This is a genomic window from Marinobacter sp. PE14 (assembly GCF_053566155.1).
This window is the reverse complement of record NZ_JBQXNY010000002.1, coordinates 818424-835844: the sequence shown is the minus strand read 5'-3', so window position 1 is coordinate 835844 and position 17421 is coordinate 818424. Positions and strand designations below refer to the sequence as shown.

14 protein-coding genes are annotated in these 17421 nt (G+C 56.6%); 4 read left to right on the top strand and 10 right to left on the bottom strand.

Annotation, left to right across the window (positions count from 1 at the left end; all coding sequences use genetic code 11):
- Nucleotides 1–26: 26 nt before the first annotated feature.
- Nucleotides 27–1298 carry a D-amino acid dehydrogenase gene (locus ACWJ62_RS09600; protein ID WP_449285973.1) on the bottom strand — a complete coding sequence of 424 codons (1272 nt, stop codon included), beginning with the start codon at nt 1296–1298 and terminating at the stop codon, nt 27–29.
- A gap of 17 nt (nt 1299–1315) precedes the next feature.
- Nucleotides 1316–2149 (bottom strand): polyphosphate kinase, encoded by an 834-nt coding sequence (locus ACWJ62_RS09595; RefSeq protein ID WP_449285972.1) that lies wholly within the window; start codon nt 2147–2149, stop codon nt 1316–1318.
- A 129-nt stretch (nt 2150–2278) separates the two neighbouring features.
- Here ACWJ62_RS09595 and ACWJ62_RS09590 point away from each other — a divergent pair, with 129 nt between their 5' ends.
- Both ACWJ62_RS09590 and ACWJ62_RS09585 read left to right on the top strand, forming a co-directional pair.
- Entirely contained in the window at nt 2279–3088 is an 810-nt protein-coding gene (locus ACWJ62_RS09590) for a TatD family hydrolase (RefSeq protein ID WP_449285971.1), read from the top strand.
- Complete coding sequence (locus tag ACWJ62_RS09585; protein WP_449285970.1) at nt 3085–4293, top strand: HD-GYP domain-containing protein; 1209 nt, start codon at nt 3085–3087, stop codon at nt 4291–4293. The genes ACWJ62_RS09590 and ACWJ62_RS09585 overlap by 4 nt, the downstream gene beginning before the upstream one ends.
- Before the next feature lie 51 nt (nt 4294–4344).
- Here the strand turns inward: ACWJ62_RS09585 and ACWJ62_RS09580 are convergent, their stop codons facing one another.
- The 8 genes from ACWJ62_RS09580 to ACWJ62_RS09545 all read right to left on the bottom strand — a co-directional run bounded on the left by ACWJ62_RS09580 (nt 4345) and on the right by ACWJ62_RS09545 (nt 12659).
- Nucleotides 4345–6570 carry a PhnD/SsuA/transferrin family substrate-binding protein gene (locus tag ACWJ62_RS09580; RefSeq protein ID WP_449285969.1) on the bottom strand — a complete coding sequence of 742 codons (2226 nt, stop codon included), beginning with the start codon at nt 6568–6570 and terminating at the stop codon, nt 4345–4347.
- 50 nt (nt 6571–6620) lie between these two features.
- On the bottom strand, nt 6621–7580 hold the full coding sequence (locus ACWJ62_RS09575; RefSeq protein ID WP_449285968.1) for an ABC transporter substrate-binding protein: 960 nt from the start codon (nt 7578–7580) through the stop codon (nt 6621–6623).
- A gap of 103 nt (nt 7581–7683) precedes the next feature.
- Entirely contained in the window at nt 7684–8592 is a 909-nt protein-coding gene (locus ACWJ62_RS09570; protein WP_449285967.1) for a lysine exporter LysO family protein, read from the bottom strand.
- Nucleotides 8593–8619: 27 nt separating this feature from the next.
- Nucleotides 8620–8988: a PA4575 family protein gene (locus ACWJ62_RS09565; protein WP_449285966.1), complete on the bottom strand. Its 369-nt coding sequence runs from the start codon at nt 8986–8988 to the stop codon at nt 8620–8622.
- Nucleotides 8989–9000: 12 nt separating this feature from the next.
- Nucleotides 9001–9321: a DUF2288 domain-containing protein gene (locus ACWJ62_RS09560; RefSeq protein ID WP_449285965.1), complete on the bottom strand. Its 321-nt coding sequence runs from the start codon at nt 9319–9321 to the stop codon at nt 9001–9003.
- Nucleotides 9322–9420: 99 nt separating this feature from the next.
- A complete protein-coding gene (locus ACWJ62_RS09555) occupies nt 9421–9816 on the bottom strand; it encodes a response regulator (RefSeq protein WP_449285964.1) in 396 nt (131 codons plus the stop codon).
- Nucleotides 9817–10980, bottom strand: coding sequence for a response regulator (locus ACWJ62_RS09550; RefSeq protein ID WP_449285963.1), 1164 nt, complete (start codon nt 10978–10980; stop codon nt 9817–9819).
- Nucleotides 10981–10985: 5 nt separating this feature from the next.
- A complete protein-coding gene (locus ACWJ62_RS09545) occupies nt 10986–12659 on the bottom strand; it encodes a diguanylate cyclase (protein ID WP_449285962.1) in 1674 nt (557 codons plus the stop codon).
- Nucleotides 12660–12756: 97 nt separating this feature from the next.
- On the opposite strand from ACWJ62_RS09545, the gene ACWJ62_RS09540 reads away from it, so the two are divergent.
- Nucleotides 12757–14574, top strand: coding sequence for an ATP-binding protein (locus ACWJ62_RS09540; RefSeq protein ID WP_449285961.1), 1818 nt, complete (start codon nt 12757–12759; stop codon nt 14572–14574).
- Nucleotides 14540–17377 (top strand): PAS domain S-box protein, encoded by a 2838-nt coding sequence (locus tag ACWJ62_RS09535; protein WP_449285960.1) that lies wholly within the window; start codon nt 14540–14542, stop codon nt 17375–17377. The genes ACWJ62_RS09540 and ACWJ62_RS09535 overlap by 35 nt, the downstream gene beginning before the upstream one ends.
- Nucleotides 17378–17421 lie beyond the last annotated feature (44 nt).

Genomic DNA, 17421 nt, shown 5'->3' with positions numbered 1-17421 from the left:
CTTTTGCGCGCACCGAATTGTTGAAACTACTCCTGGAATCTTCCTGGGCGGAAGGCGTCCAGGCAAAGGATGGGATCCTCGCCATCTATTACCTGGGCAATGAGGTCTGCACTACCTGCGGAAAGGGTCCAGCCGAAGGTGCCGTGGCCGGTGTTTAAATAAAGGTTATCTCGGGGACCTCGTCCGATGATCGCCGGGCCATCCGGGGTCATCGGGCGAAAGCCCGTCCAGGTTTCGGCGGCATCAAGGTCGGCGCAGCCGGGGAACCGGGATTCGACCGATTTCTTGATAGTTGCCAGTCGGACTTCGGGAATATCCCGGTTGAAATCCGCCAGCTCGACAAAACCCGTAGCCCGTAGCCGGTTCCCCAGACGGGTGGAAACCACTTTGTAGTTGTCATCGTGAATGGTGGAAGCGGGGCCTCGTTCCGGGTCCTTCATGGGGACCGTCAGGCTGTAACCTTTTACCGGATAGATGGGCAGTTCGAGGCCGAGGGGCTGAACCAGGTGGTTGGACCAACAGCCGGCGCTGATCACCACGGCATCTGCTTCCAGCGTTTCCATCACGCCATCGCTGTTTCTGACTGAAATTGCGCTAACCCTCTGGTCATCGGCAATCAGTTTTTCCGCTTCCACGTTGTAACGAACCACTATCCCTTTCGCCTCGCAGGCTTTAGCGAGTTCCCGGGAAAATTTGTGGCAATCGCCGGTTCCGTCGGTGTCATAGCTCAGGGCGCCATAAAGCGGACCATTGCCGACCATGCCGGGCTCGGCGTCGCGCACCTGTTCGGGTGTGAGCAAACGGGAAGGGATGCCCAGTTCGTTCAGAAGTTCATGGGTCGTTCGGTAGCCTTCCAATGCCTCCGGTGTGCTGGCCAGATGCAGCAGGCCCTGGTGGCCGCCATCGAAGGACAGATCAAGCTCCTTTTCCAGAGCCAAAAACCGTTCCCGGCTGTGAATGCCGAGGCGTAACATGGCCCGGCGATTCAGTCCAAAAAGGCCCGGCGACCAGGCGTAACGGAGGGTGGCGAACATGAACTTCAGCGTTTCCACAGATGGGGGGAAACGGAGTTTCAATGGGCCGTCCTGCTTGAGGATCCAGGGTATGGCCTTGAACACGATCGCGGGATCGGCCCAGGGATACACCACGCCATAGGATCGCTGGGCCGCGTTGGCCTTGCTGGTCTCGTTGCCGGCCATTGAATGACGTTCCAGCACAGTCACCTGGTGGCCCCGGCGATTCAGTTCGTAGGCGGTGGTCATTCCCACCACGCCGCCACCAACGACAACAACGTGCATGCATTCCTCCCCTGTGTTTATTTCACGCCACTTTTCGCCAGCAGGCGACGGTACTCTTTCAAAACATTCTCGTCTTCTTTCGGGTAATCCGGCGCCAGTTTCTGCAACTGCTCAGCCAAAATGGCCGCGACAATCGCACGCGCCTGGGGCTTCCGATCACCCGGCACGATAAACCAGGGCGCCTGTTCTGTGTGGGTCGCGGCCATGGCTTCCTCGGCAAACGCTTCGTACTCTCGGCGTTTTTCCCAGCCGTCAATATCCGACTTATCAAACTTCCAGCGCTTGCGCGGTTTGTCGAGGCGTTTCAGAAGACGCTGACGATGCTCGTCCTCAGACAGGTTGAGCCAGACCTTGATCACCGTGGTGCCTTCTTCCACCAGGTGATTTTCGAAGTTCCGGATGGACCGGTAACGGTTTTGCCAGTGGTAGCTTTCAGGCGCGTGGACCGGCCATACCCGCTCGGCGATCACCGCTTCATGATGGCTGCGGTTGAAAGCGACCATCTGGCCAAAGCCGGGCAGAAACGGCGTGACCCGCCAGAGAAAATCGTGCCGGATTTCGGGGCCCCTGGGCCGGCTGAACGACCAGGCGTGAAAACCGGCGGGGTCGGCGTAGGTTGCCAGAGTGCGGATCAGGCTGTCTTTTCCGCTGGTGTCCGGGCCGTGGGTGACCAATAGAACCGCCCTGGCCTGGTTGGCCCAAAGCCGGCGCTGGTATTCACCGATCTGATCCAGACTGGCTTCCAACCCTGGCAGCGTGGTGTCATCGCCATCCAGAAAAGTCGGGTAATCCCGGAATCTGGGTTTTCCAGGGTCGTATAGAAAAGAACTGGCGAACGCCGACAGCTTCATCAAGGTGCTCCGTGCAAGTCCCTATGAATGTAATACAGGTCAACAATCGTACAAACTGGTAAACTTGTGAGATTCAATTCACAGAATAGCAGCCCGGACGCAGGTTGCGATGGAGTGTAGTACCTGGCAATGAGTAAAAAACGTCGCGAGATTCCCGTATTCGATCACCCGATCATCGAAACCCACTGTCACCTGGATTACCTCAAGGACCGCCCGCTTGAGGAAACCCTGGAGCAGGCACGAGGGGTCAATATCGAGAAAGTGATCACCATTGCGGTCTCCCCGGACAACCTCGCCAGGGTGCGAGAGCTCAGCCAGTTCGCGCCCTGGGTCTATGGCACTCAGGGTATCCATCCCCACGATGCTGAAAGCTATTCCGATGACGTAGAAGCCGAAATCCGCGCCCACGCCCGGGACGAGAAGATCGTTGCCGTGGGCGAAATCGGGCTGGACTACTTTTACGATAACGCCGACCGCGATGTTCAGCGCGAGGTGTTCCGGCGTCAACTGCAAATCGCCTGCGACACGGATCGGCCCGTGGTTATCCATAGCCGGGAAGCCGACGAGGATACCATCGAGATCCTTGCCGAATTTGAGGACACACTGAAACGCCGCGGTGTCATTCACAGCTTTACGTCCGGTCCCGGACTTGCTCGATATGCCCTGGATCAGGGCTGGTGCCTGGGCTTTAACGGCATCACGACGTTCAACAAGGCCGAGAACGTACGCGACATCGTGCGTATGGCACCGATTGACCAGATCCTGCTGGAAACCGACTCGCCCTTTCTGACCCCGGTTCCCTACCGCGGCAAGGAAAACGCACCGTTTTATCTGCCGTTTGTGGCCGAGAAAATCGCCGAGGTGAAAGAACTGCCTCTGGACGAGGTGATTGGCAAGACTTACCAGAACAGCCTGAGGACGTTTTTCTCCAGCGAATGATCAAGCGCGTCCCTATCTCCGCACTCAAGGTCGGCATGTACATCACCGACCTGAACAACGACTGGATTCCCCATAACACCCAGCGCAAGCGCGGTGTGATCAAAAAAGAGGAAACCGTCGAGAAAATCCGTCGGATGGGGGTGGAATTCGTCTACATCGACGCCTCGAAAGGGCTGGACACCCAGGATTCTGAAACCGCCGCCGAAGTGGACCGCCGGAACGAGTCAGCCCTTCAGAACACGGGCGAACTGGCGCCGGGCTTGCGTTCGCACGTTCCGCTTGCGGAAGAGATCGTGATTGCCCAGCAAATTCACAGCCAGGCTCAGGGACTGGTTGGCGACTTCATGAACCACGCCAAGATCGGCGGTGCTATCGACGTTGCGCCCATCCACCAGTTGGCGGACGAGCTCCAGCACTCCGTTCTCAGGAATGCCAATGCCCTGAGCTGCCTGGGTCGTATCCGGGAAAAAGACAATTATCTTCTGGAACACTCGGTTAATCTGAGTGTGTTGATGTCCCTGTTCGGAAACCATCGGGGTCTGTCTTCCGATGTCCTGCACCAGACCATTGTGGGCGCCCTTCTCCACGACCTGGGTAAAATCCTTACACCCGACGAGATACTGCACAAACCCGGTCGCCTGAGCCCGGAAGAGTTCGAAGTGATGAAGCTCCACGCCCGTCACTCACGGGACATTCTGGCCACCACCGAAGGCATTGGTGAACTCACCGTCATCACGGCAGCCCAGCACCACGAACGCCTCGACGGCACAGGCTATCCGGAGGGCCTGAAGGGCGATGAGATCTCGGAATACGGTCGCATGGTGGCGATCAGCGATGTATACGATGCCATCACGGCAGACCGTGTCTATCACAAGGGCATGACGCCAACACAGGGTCTGAAGAAGCTCCTGGAGTGGAGCGGCACTCATCTGGATCCCAGTCTGGTCAAACAGTTTATCCGGTGCCTGGGCCTTTACCCCGTGGGCTCGCTGGTGCTCCTGGAAAGTGGTCGTCTTGGCGTGGTGGTTGAGGCCAACGAGAATGATCAGAGACTGCCGACAGTACGTGTCATGTACCACACCAAATTCCGCATGCCGATCACGGTAGATACCCTCGATCTCGCGAAACCGGGTACCCAGGACCGGATTCTTCGTGCCGTGGATCCGGAAACCTACAAGATTGATGTCCGGAAATTCCTTGCCTGAGAAGGCTGATAGCCGCGGACAGCTAGGTATGGAGCGGTTCAACGGCCGCTATCAGGAGGAAGGATCGGCGAACCGGACATAGCGATTTCGGCCCCGGTGCTTGGCCTGATACATGGCCTGGTCGGCTTGGCGCAGGAGCTGGTCGCCGTCCAGGTCTTCTGCCTGCGGAAACAGCGTGTAGCCGACACTTGCTGAGACTTCCACACTGTGGTCCGCTACCCAGACCGGTTCAGCCACCCGGGCCAGCAAACGCATCAACAGGCTCTCCAGGGCCGGATCGTCCTGAACATTCATGACAATGGCCGCGAACTCATCACCACCGAGCCGCGCCAGGGTGTCCTCTTCCCGGAGTTCCGAACGCATTCGATGTGCAATCTCGACCAGCAACTGGTCGCCCGCCTCATGGCCGAAGGCATCGTTTACCGGCTTGAACTCGTCCAGATCAATGTAAACCACCGCCAGTTTGCCGCTCTGTCGCCGGGTCAGGGCCATGGCCTGCTGCAATCGATCGGCAAACAGGACCCGATTGGGCATCCCGGTCAGGGCATCGTAGTGGGCCATGATCCTCAGCTTTCGTTCCTGCTCCTTGAGCCGACTAATGTCACTGAAAATACCGACAAAATGCGAGACTTCGCCATGATCGCCACGGACACTGCTGAGCGTTACCGACAAGGTAATCGGCTCGCCATCATTGCGTCTGCTGGCAAACTCTCCGGACCAGAAGCCCTGAGACCGGGCACTGGCGAAAATACCGCTCCCTTCCTCCACCGGTAAGGGTGGCAGTCTTCCTATTGCACGATTGCGGGGCCGACCGGTTATCGCCAGATACGCATCGTTGGCATCAATCACGATGCCGTGATTGTCAGTAATGAAAATAGCCTCGCGGGCGTATTCGAAGACGCTCGCCGCCAGCCGTTGCCGCTGTTCCGCACGTTTCCGGAGAGTAATTTCATACAGGGAACAAAGAATAAGCGCTTCCGGTTCGTCCTCAGTGTGGACGGGTGCCATGGTAATCTCCACCCAGATCTCTGTGCCGTCAGAGCGATTCAGAACCCATTCGCACTGTTCCACCTGACCCGCCGAAACCCGAGCCAGCATAGGCGCCATTTTCTGCCGGGAAATCTGCCCGTCTGGCTGGAATTCGGGCGAAAAGACCGCCACATCCTTGCCGATCAGTGAGTCACTGGAGGCGTACCTGAGCAGGTCGACAGAAGCCCGGTTGGTGTCGATGAAAAGTCCACTCCGGATCAGCAAGGCAGCTTGTGGCCAACCCCGGATAAGCTGGCGCAGACGCCGCTGTTCCGCTGCCAGCTGCCGCTTGCTCTTGCCAAGCCAGAGCGACGATGCCACCAGCAGCATGACCAATACCAGAATGGTAAAAACCCAGAGGCGGTACTGGTGCAACGCATCAACCCAGGTAAGTTGCGGTACCTGGTCGTAGGGCGGCACGCGCAGAGTGCGCGCCAGGTACTCAACCGACTGGTAGTCCGCGGGCGGCGAAAAACCCGAAATGCCGACTGCCAGCGCGACCTCGTCTTCCGGCTCAATGGCAAATAGCGCCGACGCGATCCTCCGGACGGCCCGCTCGTCCACATGGGGCAGCGCCACCAGGGGCCACTCCGGGTATAGACGGGTTGAGACAACGTAGGGGAAACCCGCCAGCCGCTGCCGGTTCAGAACCTTCACCCGGGTAAGCAGATCGGGGTCTTCCTGTGCCAACTGTTCCAGAATGCTGGTTCGGATAAAGCCAACATCCGCATCTCCGGAGAGGACAGAACGGACCACTCGGTCGTGGGTGCCCATAAACCGAATCAGATTCACTCTCCGGATATCAATACCAGCATCCATCAGCTCGAGAACCTGGGTCTGGTAGCCCCCCAGGAAATGAACACCGGGTGAGGCAATGGTTTTATCACGGATATCGGCGAGCTGTTTTATGTCGTCGCGCTCGGCCCTGGTAAAGATCACGCCGCCAAGACTCCCGGTCGCAGACTGCCCGGAGCGCCTGACCAGCGTCGCCAGAACACCGGTCAGACTGCGCTCGCTGCGGATCAGCAGAAAATGGCTGGGATTGGTAAGAAAAAAGTCCAGCCGGTTGGCGGCGATCGCCCGGCTCATATTCTCCTGGTTGAGAATCTCGAGCTCTATCTGGATGCCGGTTTCCCGGGAGAGGTAGTCGGTCAGAGGCTGGTAGCGTTCCCGGAGCAAGTCATCCGGGCGATAGGCAAATACGCCCATAGTCAGTGTTTCATCGGCATTGGCTGATTCAATCGCCACAAGCTCCGTGGCAAACAGAAAACAAAGACAGACAGCAAACCGGCGAATGTTCAAGAGACCCTCGCTGGCAAAAACGAAGGATCTGACAAGCGCTGGATGCCAGGATTCTGACCAATCATCCCCTCTGCCAGCATAAGGCGAGACAGGGATCCGGCTAGGGTTTCGATGGGTCCGGCTGCTCTGAGATAACGCTGGTTTGCGGCCAGATCCGGCAGCATAACGCTTGACAGTGCCGTGCGGACCTCGTCCGGGCTGATCCCCTGACGGGTGGCAATCCGATACATTGAGTCGTGCATGCTCCGCACCAGATGTTGCAGGCCGGTAAAATGTCCGGTCAACAGGTCGCGAACCTCACTGGAATTGCTCTCTGCCGCTTTCCGGGTCACCACCAGCAAGTCGAAGATGGTTTCCGGAATGTCGCTACTATCGAAAAGCCTGATGCCTCCGGCGTTCTCTATGAGTGACGCTGTTGGCTCATAACACACGGAAGCATCCACTTCACCGCGGGACCAGGCTTGTGCATGCTGGCTTACCGGCAAATCCACTTTTATCACGTCGCTGGGAGCGAGCCCCGCTACCTCAAGGATTTTAAACAGCATAACGCCCGAGACACCGTCCAGCTCCACCGCAATTCGCTGCCCCTTGAGGGCTGTCAATTCCGTGATCGATGGCTTGACCATCAGTACATCGGCGCCGGCGGACACATCAGCGACAGCAACCACAACCAGTTCCAGTCCTCTCGACCAGACGCGTATGGTTTCATCCAGAGTCAGCGCCGCCCCATCAAGTGCCCCTGACAGCAGCCCTTCCATGGAGTCTTTGGCAGACGTGCCCGGCACCAGCGCAACCGTATCCGGCAGCCAGTTGAAGTCACGGGCAAGGTACAGTGGCTCGTAGCCAATCCAGGGGTGGATACCGAATCTCAGCGGGCCGAAATCGCTGCAGCCCGGCAATCCCGCCGCGGACAGTCCGGCTGCTATCGATAAACCAAGGAATTCACGGCGTTGCATCAGGCTCCGGACCGGGTAAAGACATTAACATTTGTCAATAAACGATAGTTTACTGTTTCACATACTACCCGTAAAACCGCAACTTGCATTGCACCGCGTCAATTTATCCCAAAGACAGGAAAACCCCCATCAACACCGGCGACAGAAAAGACAGCAAAAATCCGGAGGCGATCGCCACCGGAACACAGGTCAGCCCACCACTGCTACGGATAACCGGCAGGGTGAAGTCCATGGCAGTAGCCCCACCATAACCAATGGCCATAGCCGGCCTGTTGGCAATCAGCAGGGGGATGATTGCCAGCGCAACAATCTCCCTGAGCACGTCGTTGAGGAAGGCCACGCCGCCCCAGGCAGGCCCGAGGGCTTCGCCTATGACAATACCGGACAGCGAGTACCAGCCAAACCCGGACGCAACAGCCAGGGCGTCGTGCCAGGGCAGCCCAAGCCAGGGTATCAACAGGGCACCGGCCAGCAGGGAACTGAGCGTCAGAGCCAGTGCAATGCCGAGACCCTGCCGATTCATCAGCAGTTTGCGCAGCGACAGCCCGGCATTGCGCAACTGCAGACCGATAAGAAACAACAGGAACATCAGGGACCAGGTCGCCAGCTGCTCCGCCATCGGCATGTCAGGCAACAGGTAATAGCCGGCCAGCAACCCGGCGATAACCGCCAACAGGGGTTTCAGGCCTGCCAGAAAAAGTCTGCGGTAACCGGTACTGGCACTGCCCTCGACCCGCTCGATGGACATTGGCTGCCAACGGTGGAACACCCAGAGCCCAAGCATGTTGGCAACGAAAAGTACCACCACCAGTGCCAGAACCTGAGCCGCCATGCCGCCAAGCTGCGCCGCCAAACCCTCCATCTGGCCAAGCCCCAGGCCCAGCAGCAACAGGATAAAATAGACCAGGCCCTCCACCGTGTAATGGATCACGGTCATGGCACTGCGGTTTTCCAGGGCGATGGCAAAACCCAGAAACAGGGGAGCAAGAATGAGCAGGGCTCCAGTCAGCATGGCGTCCTCGAAAAGAAAAGGGGGTTATCAGGTCAGGGGTTTGAACTGGTCGGGGTCGGCATCCGGGGTGGCCTGTTCACCCTGGGGAGCTCCGATAGTGCGGGCAAGACGTTGGGCGATAACGGACCAGACCACATAGTCACCGGGCTTCGGCTCGTAGCCTTTTCCCATCATGGTGCCGGCAACGCTCCTGAGAACCGATTCAGCCCGAGCCTGGGTTGGCCAGGGCCCGCGGCAGAACTGCCCATCCGGGCGTCCCTGGTCAGGGCCAGCCAGAGCTACCAGGCCCCAATGGCCACCGCCTGCTGGCCGGATGTGTAGCTCGATGCGTTGGCCGTCTTTCACCATGACAAGATCCCGAAGCGGGCTGCGGCCGTGGAAATAGTGAAGCTTCATGGCGCCGTGCGATCAGTGCAGGACATGCCCTGACCTGTCCTGAACGAGAACCCAGGGTGCGATGACGACCGCCCAGAGTTCCGCATTGCGGTCATACCAATTCTGGGCAGTGTCCGGTAAAACCTCACCAACGCGTCCTTCCTCCATCCACTGGGCAAACCGCTGTTTATTATCGGCCGCAAGCTCTGCTGCCACATCCAGCAGATCGAGATCCGGCGACACACGAACCACTTGGCCACGGGCAAAGTAGGTCTGCAATTCATGCCAGTGGATACGGGAGGTTTCCAGATTGAGCTTCGCTTTCAGCTCATCCGGGGAAGGAGAAGACGACATTAAGGGGCCTCAAATACAAACTAGAACTGCTACAGGTTAACCGAATCGGGCGCAGCAAAACCACCGGCCTCCTCAAATCCGCAAGGCCAGACAAGTGTTTCAGTCGAGATTGTCCCAGATGTCCCGAATCCGATCCGAGAGTGTCATCGGATCGAAGGGCTTGGGGATTACGTCCACGGCGCCCAGAGCCAGGTATCCTTTGACCTCGTCCGGCTGAACCTTGGCTGTCATGAAAACGGCGGGGGTATTCGCAAATCCGGGCTTTTCACGGATGGCTCGCAGTGTGCTGGGGCCATCCATTGATGGCATCATGACATCGAGCAGGATCAATTGCGGCCTGAAAACATCAAGATTCTCAAGTGCGTTGGCACCGGAGTGACAGGTTTTCAGGGTGAAACCGCCAACCGCTTCCAGAGCCAACTCGGCCACCGCTCTGATGTCTTCCTCATCCTCGACCAACATGATCTTTTCCAAAGGCGCCACAGACTCCCCCATCTACACACTCCCCGTATCCGATGTTTGTCTCCGGGATTCCATCCAGTCCTCCAGGCCGAGATGCCTGAGTAGCCTGGAGCACTCCGGATTATCTGTCTGCCCGCTCGCAATCAGACCAGCGACCCGCATAACGAGGAGGTTCTGCCTGACATCCTCACGTGCGAGATAGTGCACCGCACCGGTCATTTGCCGGATAGCCAGCGGCAGGCGCCACTGGACCTTCAAGGTGTTTCCATATTGCTGCGCCCAGTTACGAAGCCCGCTTTCAATATCCGCATCGGTCAGCTCGCCACCTTGCTGAACAAACTGATCCATAACATGCAGCACAGCGAGTTCTCCCATTCGGCTCAACAGCCCTGCTGTCTGAAATTCTAGAGCCTTCTTCCCAAGCACAAGCGCAATTTTCTGTGCTTCGGCACCCACAGTCTCAGCCTCGGTCTGATGGTGTCTGGCACTTTCCGCCAGGGCAGGAGACCGGAAGGCAGAACCTGTATCCAGTGCCAGCGCCAGCGCCTGGCTCAAGGCCATGGGCACACCCATCACCGAGATTGCATCACGCACGGTCGCAACCGGCTCACCGGTACGCCGGAACGACGACCGGTTGGCGACTTCCAGGAGCCTGGCACACAACGACGCCTCTTTCTGCCAACGCTCGGCCAACTGGGCGCCGGAAAGATCGTGGGCACGCTTCATAAGGGAGAGAACACCTGAAACATCCATTCGGGTGGGTATCTGCAAGCCAGAATCCAGCCTCCTGGACAGCATTTCAGAGAGGGTTTCGGAGCCGTTATCCTCTGGAATCACCCCTTTGAGCATGCTCGCAAGGCGCTCATGGAGCATTTCCACACTGAATGGCTTGCTGATGTAGCCACTGATTCCATAATGGGCAGCTTTTAAAATCGAATCTCGATCAGCCCGGCCGGTTACCATGACAACCGGCATATTCTTGTCCTTGCCACGTATTTCTCGCAACACATCCAGCCCGGATCCATCCGGCAGCGACCAGTCGACAATGAACAGGCCTTGATCTCTGCCCCGCCAGAGATCCAATGCCTCTCTCTTGGTGAACGCCTTGAAGACTTTCAAAGCCGGATGAAGCCCGGCAACTACTGTCTCGAGGAGGTCTGCCATCAACTCGTCGTCTTCGACAATAATGACATTCATGCCGGCTAAGCCCCCTGCTTAATGCTGTCCAGGTCATTGACGATGGTAACGCCGTTGCGACCAGCCGATTTACGGGCATAAAGCGCCCTGTCTGCGGCTTCTATCGCGTCCTCCGGCTTTTCATAAGCATCAAGAGGCGCGATACCAATACTCAATGTCACTGAAAAGGTGCCGCCCGCCCCACTGAAAGCAATCTTCGACATCTGATCGCATACCGCCTGCATCGATTGTCGCGCGTCTTCAATCGAGCAGTTCGGCAATGCCACTATGAACTCTTCGCCGCCGTAGCGACCAATCACGTCGGTTTTTCTCAGTCGGTGCCGAAGGAGGTTTGCCAGGCCTTTAATAACCAGGTCGCCGACCCTATGCCCGTGCCGATCATTCACCTGCTTGAAATGGTCAAGGTCCAGCATCGCTACAACAGACTGATGATTCAGCCTCTGGCAACGCGCATGCTCTTTTGCTACTTCCGAGTTGGCCAACGAATGTTTCAGCAGACCTGTCAGGCTGTCCCGTGACGCCAGCTTGTCCAGTTGCTTGGCCCGATAACATCGGACTTTGGCCGCCTGTACCAGAATCCTGTCAGAGACAGGCTTGGTCAGAAAATCATCGCCACCCTGGGACAGGGCATCAAACTGGAACCCCCTGTCCTCTTCAGAGGACAGGAAAATGATGTGCAATCCCACCCACTCGGGATCAAATCTCAGCATCCTTGCCAGAGTCGGGCCATTGAAGGGCCCCATCTGAACATCCATCAGAATGATATCTGGCCGAAACTCCGACAATGCGCCCAGGATGGCGGAGGGAGACCCAACGCGGCGAACTTCCAGCCCCCCACCTTCAAGAATGAGGCTGTAGCGCTCAAGCAACTCCGGATCATCATCGATAACCATTACACGACCGGAGCCAGACTCCATTTTTTCGTTGGCGAGCCTTTCCATGTAGTCCGCCAACAAAGGTACATCGACGGGCTCGCTGACAAAACCGTCAACGCCAAGGGCGGCAAGCCGATACCTTTCATCAAACGTGTCGCTGGAACCAATGCATATAAAAGGAGGACGCTCGGCCGCGACCCAGGGGATTTGCTCTTGCGAAATCAGAACGTTGTCCCTTATCAGGACCACGGATACCCGGGACAGGTCTTCGGAAACGAGGTCTTTCGGGGTGGCGCAATGGATAGTAAAGCCATGAGGTTTCAGTGCGCCCGAAAGATACTCAGCTGCTTTTCGATCCGGCTCGATGATCAGCACAATGGGCTGGCCTGACCCATCGGTGCTCCGACCCTTGGACATTTCAGCGGTATCCGGTCCGCCGTCCTCGATGGTCAGGAGGCTTTTCAACCCTAAAACCCGATCAATGAAATGCTCGCGTAGAAGATCTTCCGGAATCTCGGCATCGTGTCCTGGAACCCCTGACTCTACTTCCGCGTAGGGCTTGAGTATGAGTTCGAGTGCACGGGCTTCATCTCCCAAAACACGGAACCCAAAGGTACCAGCAGATCCTGCAAGTCGATGCAGTACCTGGTAGGCGCGTCGCAGCTCGTCGGAACTTCCCTTACCAGCTGCTGCATCCTGGGCCATCAACGCGACCAGATTGATATCGCCTGCCGCTTTCTCGCTGAAGCGTGTTTTCAGGACATCAAGTTTGCGTAAAACGTCAGCCGTTTTCTCGTCAGACATACACCACTCAATCAGATCCGCAATAAAGCTGTTTTATGCCATACTTCGGCTAAAATACTTGCATCATTTTTTTCAGAGTACCACCGGGGAAATCGTTTTGCCGTCACTTTCACTCGGGACCCGCCTTGCCGTCATTGTTATCCTTGGTTCCATCTTGACCGTCGGGGCAGTTCTGGCTGTTGCGTACAACGCCCTGGTGGACGATTTCGAGGCAATACTGACCGAGCAACAGCTCGTGGAAACACGGAGAATCGCCTCCGAGGTAGAGCAGCGCCTTGATCTGAAGCTGGACGTGCTCAGTGAATCTGCCGCCATGATGACCGATGGCAACGCCCTTCACTCAATCACCGAAATTAATTACCAGCTCAACCGACAAAACCTTCTGCGTTCACTCTTTCCGGATGGTCTTGTGGTCTTTGATGCGGAAGCAACCGCCATTGCAGAGGACTTTCACGTTCCGGGCCGTATCGGCACGAATTACTCCGACCGAAACCATTTCCGGCGCGCTATCCGGACCAGGTCCCCCATAATCAGCCGACCCATCATTGGCCGCACAACTGGCGTGCCCTTGCTGTCCTTTCTTGCCCCCATTCAATCAGATGAGGGAGATCTGCTGGGATTCTTGGGTGGCACCGTAAATATTGGTCAGACCAGCCTGATACCAAAAGAGATGCTCAGGCGTCTGAGGGAAGAAGAAGATCTGTTCAAGGTTATTGATATTGAAAACTTTCTTTATATCGAAGGCGGTCCGTCACCGGGCAAACGTATCCAACCTCTTCCAAAACCAGGCGCCGACCCCCTGGTTGACGCGGCCTTATCAGGGATCACGTTTGGAACCGTAAGGGATAACAGTGGCAAGGAACTGATTTATGCGGCCAGTCATCTGGAAGATCTCGGCTGGATGTTCGTTCGCTCTGTTCCTTACGAACGTGCTACCGCTCCGGCAAACGATTCATTCGTGCAGTTCTTTATCATCAGCGCGGCTATTGGTTTAATCATTGCACTGCTGGGTTTTGTTGCAAGTCGAACGGCCATAAAGCCTCTGGACAGAATGACCGAAAAAATCGAAGAGATGGCCAAAAGTCCCTCCACTGGTCAACGACTGACTGCCAACGGCGCCAAGGAGACCCGGAAACTGGCAACCGCGTTCAATCAGCTCATGTCCGAGCGCGATGCGATCAGCGCCATGAAGGAAAACTTCGTATCGAATGTCAGCCACGAGTTACGAACGCCCCTGACCTCGCTTAATGGCGCACTGCGTTTACTGGCTTCCGGAGCTGCTGGTCAACTGCCCGGGAAAGCTGAGGAAATGGCGAGTCTGGCTCTGCGTAACGGCGATCGCCTGCATCTTCTGATCTCCGACCTGCTGGACTTCAGCAAACTGACCGCCGGCCAAATGAACGTCACTCTGTCTGCTCAGCCCCTGGCGCCAGTCATCAATGCTGCAATCGCCGGCAATATCGCACTGGCCGAGGAACACGATTTATCGTTGGCCACCGAAGGCCTTGAGGATCAGATGGTTGTGGCTGACGAGCACCGCCTGCGACAGGTTCTCGATAACTTTATCAGCAACGCCATCAAGTTCTCGCCGCCTGATGAGTCCATCACTGTCAGAGTTGAACAGACCGCCCGGGGCTTTACCCGCATCACAGTCAGCGATTGCGGCGATGGCGTACCAAAGCAGTTCGAGAACGAACTCTTCGAGCGTTTCTCCCAGGCGGAGGTCGGTACATCAAAGTCCATCAAGGGCACAGGCCTCGGCCTCGCGATCTGCCGCGAATTGGCAAAGCTCATGAGTGGAGAAGTTGGCTATTTCTACGATCGCGGCGCCAACTTCTGGATTGAACTTCCCAATAATATGACCAGGAAGAATCACATCAATGGAAGCGCCGGAAATACCTCCCGAGGAGTTTGAGCGCCAGGCGGCGCTCGAACGTACAGGCCTGCTCGATACAGCGCCTGAAGAACGTTTTGATCGCTACACCCGCATGGCATGCAAAACATTTCGGGTGCCGATTGCTCTGGTTAGCCTCGTGGACGAAAACCGGCAGTGGTTCAAGTCCTGCCAGGGATTGTCAGCGTCGGAAACACCCCGGGGTATATCCTTCTGCGGTCACGCTATTCTTAACTCGAGTCTTCTGGTCATTGAGGATACGTTGCAGGACTCAAGGTTTGCGGACAACCCGCTCGTTTCCGACGAACCACACATACGCTTTTACGCAGGCGCCCCTCTCCACGATCGAGAGGGTTTCAGATTAGGCACCCTCTGCCTGATTGATCGGGTACCGCGCACGTTTGATGAGGAAGACCAATCCCTGTTACGCGAAATCGCCGATTGTGTGGAGAGGGAGATTAACCTGCAGGCGGCTAGCGAATTCTACCGGGACCTTAAACACAGCGAGCGCAGGGCCCGCGCAATTATCGAAGGCACCAGAATTGGCACCTGGGAGTGGAATGTACAAACCGGTGAGACCGTTTTTAATGAGCGCTGGGCCAATATCTGCGGCTACACGCTGGATGAACTGGAACCGATCAGTATTGAGACCTGGTTGAGCCTGGCGCATCCGGAGGATCTGCCTGAATCAGAACGTTTGCTCAAAGCTCATTTTGCCGGCGAATTGTCCGAGTACGACTACCGATGCCGCATGAAGCACAAGAATGGTCACTGGGTCTGGGTGCACGATCGCGGCCAGGTCTTCCAATGGACCCAGAACAACGAACCACTGATGATGTACGGCACCCACGCCGATATCACAGAGGAAATGAGCAACCTGAACAAGATCCAGCATCAGAACGAAGCGCTGGCGATCCTCAATGATCTGGCCCTCGACACCGAAACAAATGACGACATCCGCATCGAAAGAGCCCTCCGGCTAGGGTCTGACTACCTGAAGCTTCCGCTCGGAATAGTTAGCGAGATCCACAGTAACGTTTATTCCATCCGATGGTTCGTGGCTCCCGAAGACGCCGGGCTAGAAAAAAATATCAGCTTTCCACTGAGAGACACCTACTGTTCGATGCTTCTCGGTTCCCGTGAAAGCCTGGCCATTGCGCACATGGCCAAGTCGAGCTATCACGGTCACCGGTGCTACGACAAGTTTGGGCTTGAGAGCTACCTGGCCGCGCCCATTTTCATCAAAGACCGTTTGTACGGAACTCTCAATTTTTCTTCGCCGGAACCGCGGGACCGAGACTTCTCGGATACTGAAATCAAGTTTGTGACTCTCCTGGCACGCTGGGTTGGAGCCCTCATTGAAAGGCAGCTCAGTGTGCAGATGCTCACCAAACTGGTAGAACAGACGCCGGGCATGCTCTATCAATATCAACAGTGGCCGGATGGCCGTGTTTCGTTTCCCTACGCCAGCCCCGGCATCACGGACATATATGGTGTTACAGCGGAGGAGGCACATGAAGATGCCTCAATCTGCTTCACCAAGATCCATCCCGACGATTTGCCCAAGGTAGCAGCCAGTATTGAGAGATCTGCGGAGTCCTTGACGCTCTGGCACAGCCACTACCGGGTAACAGATGGCAAATCCGGCTGGCGCTGGGTAGAGGGCAAGTCGTCACCGGAACGGATGCCTGACAGCAGCACCATGTGGCACGGTTACATTGCAGACATTGATGAGGCAAAACAAACCGAACTGGCCCTTCAGGAAAGCGAAGTTCAGCTCCGGAGGCTCTACGAACTGTCGCCCATTGGCATAGCGCTGAATGATTATGTATCGGGAGCGTTTCTTGACGTGAACGAGGCTCTGCTAGAGCCTACCCGATACAATCGCGACCAATTGATGGCGATGGACTACTCGCAACTCCTGCCTCCGGACTTCGAAAACCATCGACAGCAAATCATCGCCGAACTTCAGAGCGAAAGACGTTTCGGACCTTATGAAGTCGAGATGGTGCGCGCGGATGGCTCAACCTTCCCTGCCATCGTCCGCGGTATGAGAATCAGCAACCCCTCTGGCCAACCGCTGATCTGGACCCTTATAGAAGATATTTCCGAGCGCAAAAAAGTAGACCGGATGAAGAGCGAGTTCATCTCAACGGTAAGCCATGAACTCCGTACGCCGCTGACCTCCATCTCGGGCTCTCTTAGCCTGGTCGAAAGCGGAACTTTGGGCGCGCTTCCCTCACAGGCTGAGCGTATGGTGTCTATCGCCCATCGTAATGCCGAGCAGTTGAAACAACTGGTGGACGACCTGTTAGACATGGAGAAACTTGTTTCCGGCAAGATGACCATGAACCTGCGTGTACAGGAACTTGGCCCCGTCATCGAGGAGTCGGCAGAACGTCTAAAAACCTACGCTCTGGAGAGCGGCGTTTCTGTGCAGATCGAAGAGAGCAGCGCAAACTGCATGGCGAAAATCGATCGATCGCGTCTGGGCCAGGCATTTATCAATTTGCTGTCCAATGCCATCAAGTTCTCGCCCCCTGAAGGTGAGGTTTTGGTATGCACCAGGGTCGAACATGGTCTTGTCCGTATCCTCGTTACTGATCAGGGACCGGGCATTCCTGATAATTTCCGAGGCAGAATTTTCCAAAAATTCGCTCAGGCAGACAGTTCCGATACCCGTGGCAAACGGGGAACCGGCCTTGGTCTGGCCATCACCAAAGAAATCATGACCCAGATGGGGGGGGATGTCGGATTCGAGTCACGGGAAGGAAGGGGCTCAACTTTCTGGCTGGAACTGCCGTTGGAGCAAGTGAAAGCATAGACGATGATCAAAACTCAAGACCGGGCCTTCTTTTACCTTGTCTG

What these genes read in the sequence shown, in the direction of transcription:
- ACWJ62_RS09600 (WP_449285973.1), bottom strand. Translation starts at nt 1,298, where the DNA reads ATGCACGTTGTTGTCGTTGGTGGCGGCGTGGTGGGAATGACCACCGCC.
- ACWJ62_RS09595 (WP_449285972.1), bottom strand. Translation starts at nt 2,149, where the DNA reads ATGAAGCTGTCGGCGTTCGCCAGTTCTTTTCTATACGACCCTGGAAAA.
- ACWJ62_RS09590 (WP_449285971.1), top strand. Translation starts at nt 2,279, where the DNA reads ATGAGTAAAAAACGTCGCGAGATTCCCGTATTCGATCACCCGATCATC.
- ACWJ62_RS09585 (WP_449285970.1), top strand. Translation starts at nt 3,085, where the DNA reads ATGATCAAGCGCGTCCCTATCTCCGCACTCAAGGTCGGCATGTACATC.
- ACWJ62_RS09575 (WP_449285968.1), bottom strand. Translation starts at nt 7,580, where the DNA reads ATGCAACGCCGTGAATTCCTTGGTTTATCGATAGCAGCCGGACTGTCC.
- ACWJ62_RS09570 (WP_449285967.1), bottom strand. Translation starts at nt 8,592, where the DNA reads ATGCTGACTGGAGCCCTGCTCATTCTTGCTCCCCTGTTTCTGGGTTTT.
- ACWJ62_RS09565 (WP_449285966.1), bottom strand. Translation starts at nt 8,988, where the DNA reads ATGAAGCTTCACTATTTCCACGGCCGCAGCCCGCTTCGGGATCTTGTC.
- ACWJ62_RS09560 (WP_449285965.1), bottom strand. Translation starts at nt 9,321, where the DNA reads ATGTCGTCTTCTCCTTCCCCGGATGAGCTGAAAGCGAAGCTCAATCTG.
- ACWJ62_RS09555 (WP_449285964.1), bottom strand. Translation starts at nt 9,816, where the DNA reads ATGGGGGAGTCTGTGGCGCCTTTGGAAAAGATCATGTTGGTCGAGGAT.
- ACWJ62_RS09550 (WP_449285963.1), bottom strand. Translation starts at nt 10,980, where the DNA reads ATGAATGTCATTATTGTCGAAGACGACGAGTTGATGGCAGACCTCCTC.
- ACWJ62_RS09545 (WP_449285962.1), bottom strand. Translation starts at nt 12,659, where the DNA reads ATGTCTGACGAGAAAACGGCTGACGTTTTACGCAAACTTGATGTCCTG.
- ACWJ62_RS09535 (WP_449285960.1), top strand. Translation starts at nt 14,540, where the DNA reads ATGGAAGCGCCGGAAATACCTCCCGAGGAGTTTGAGCGCCAGGCGGCG.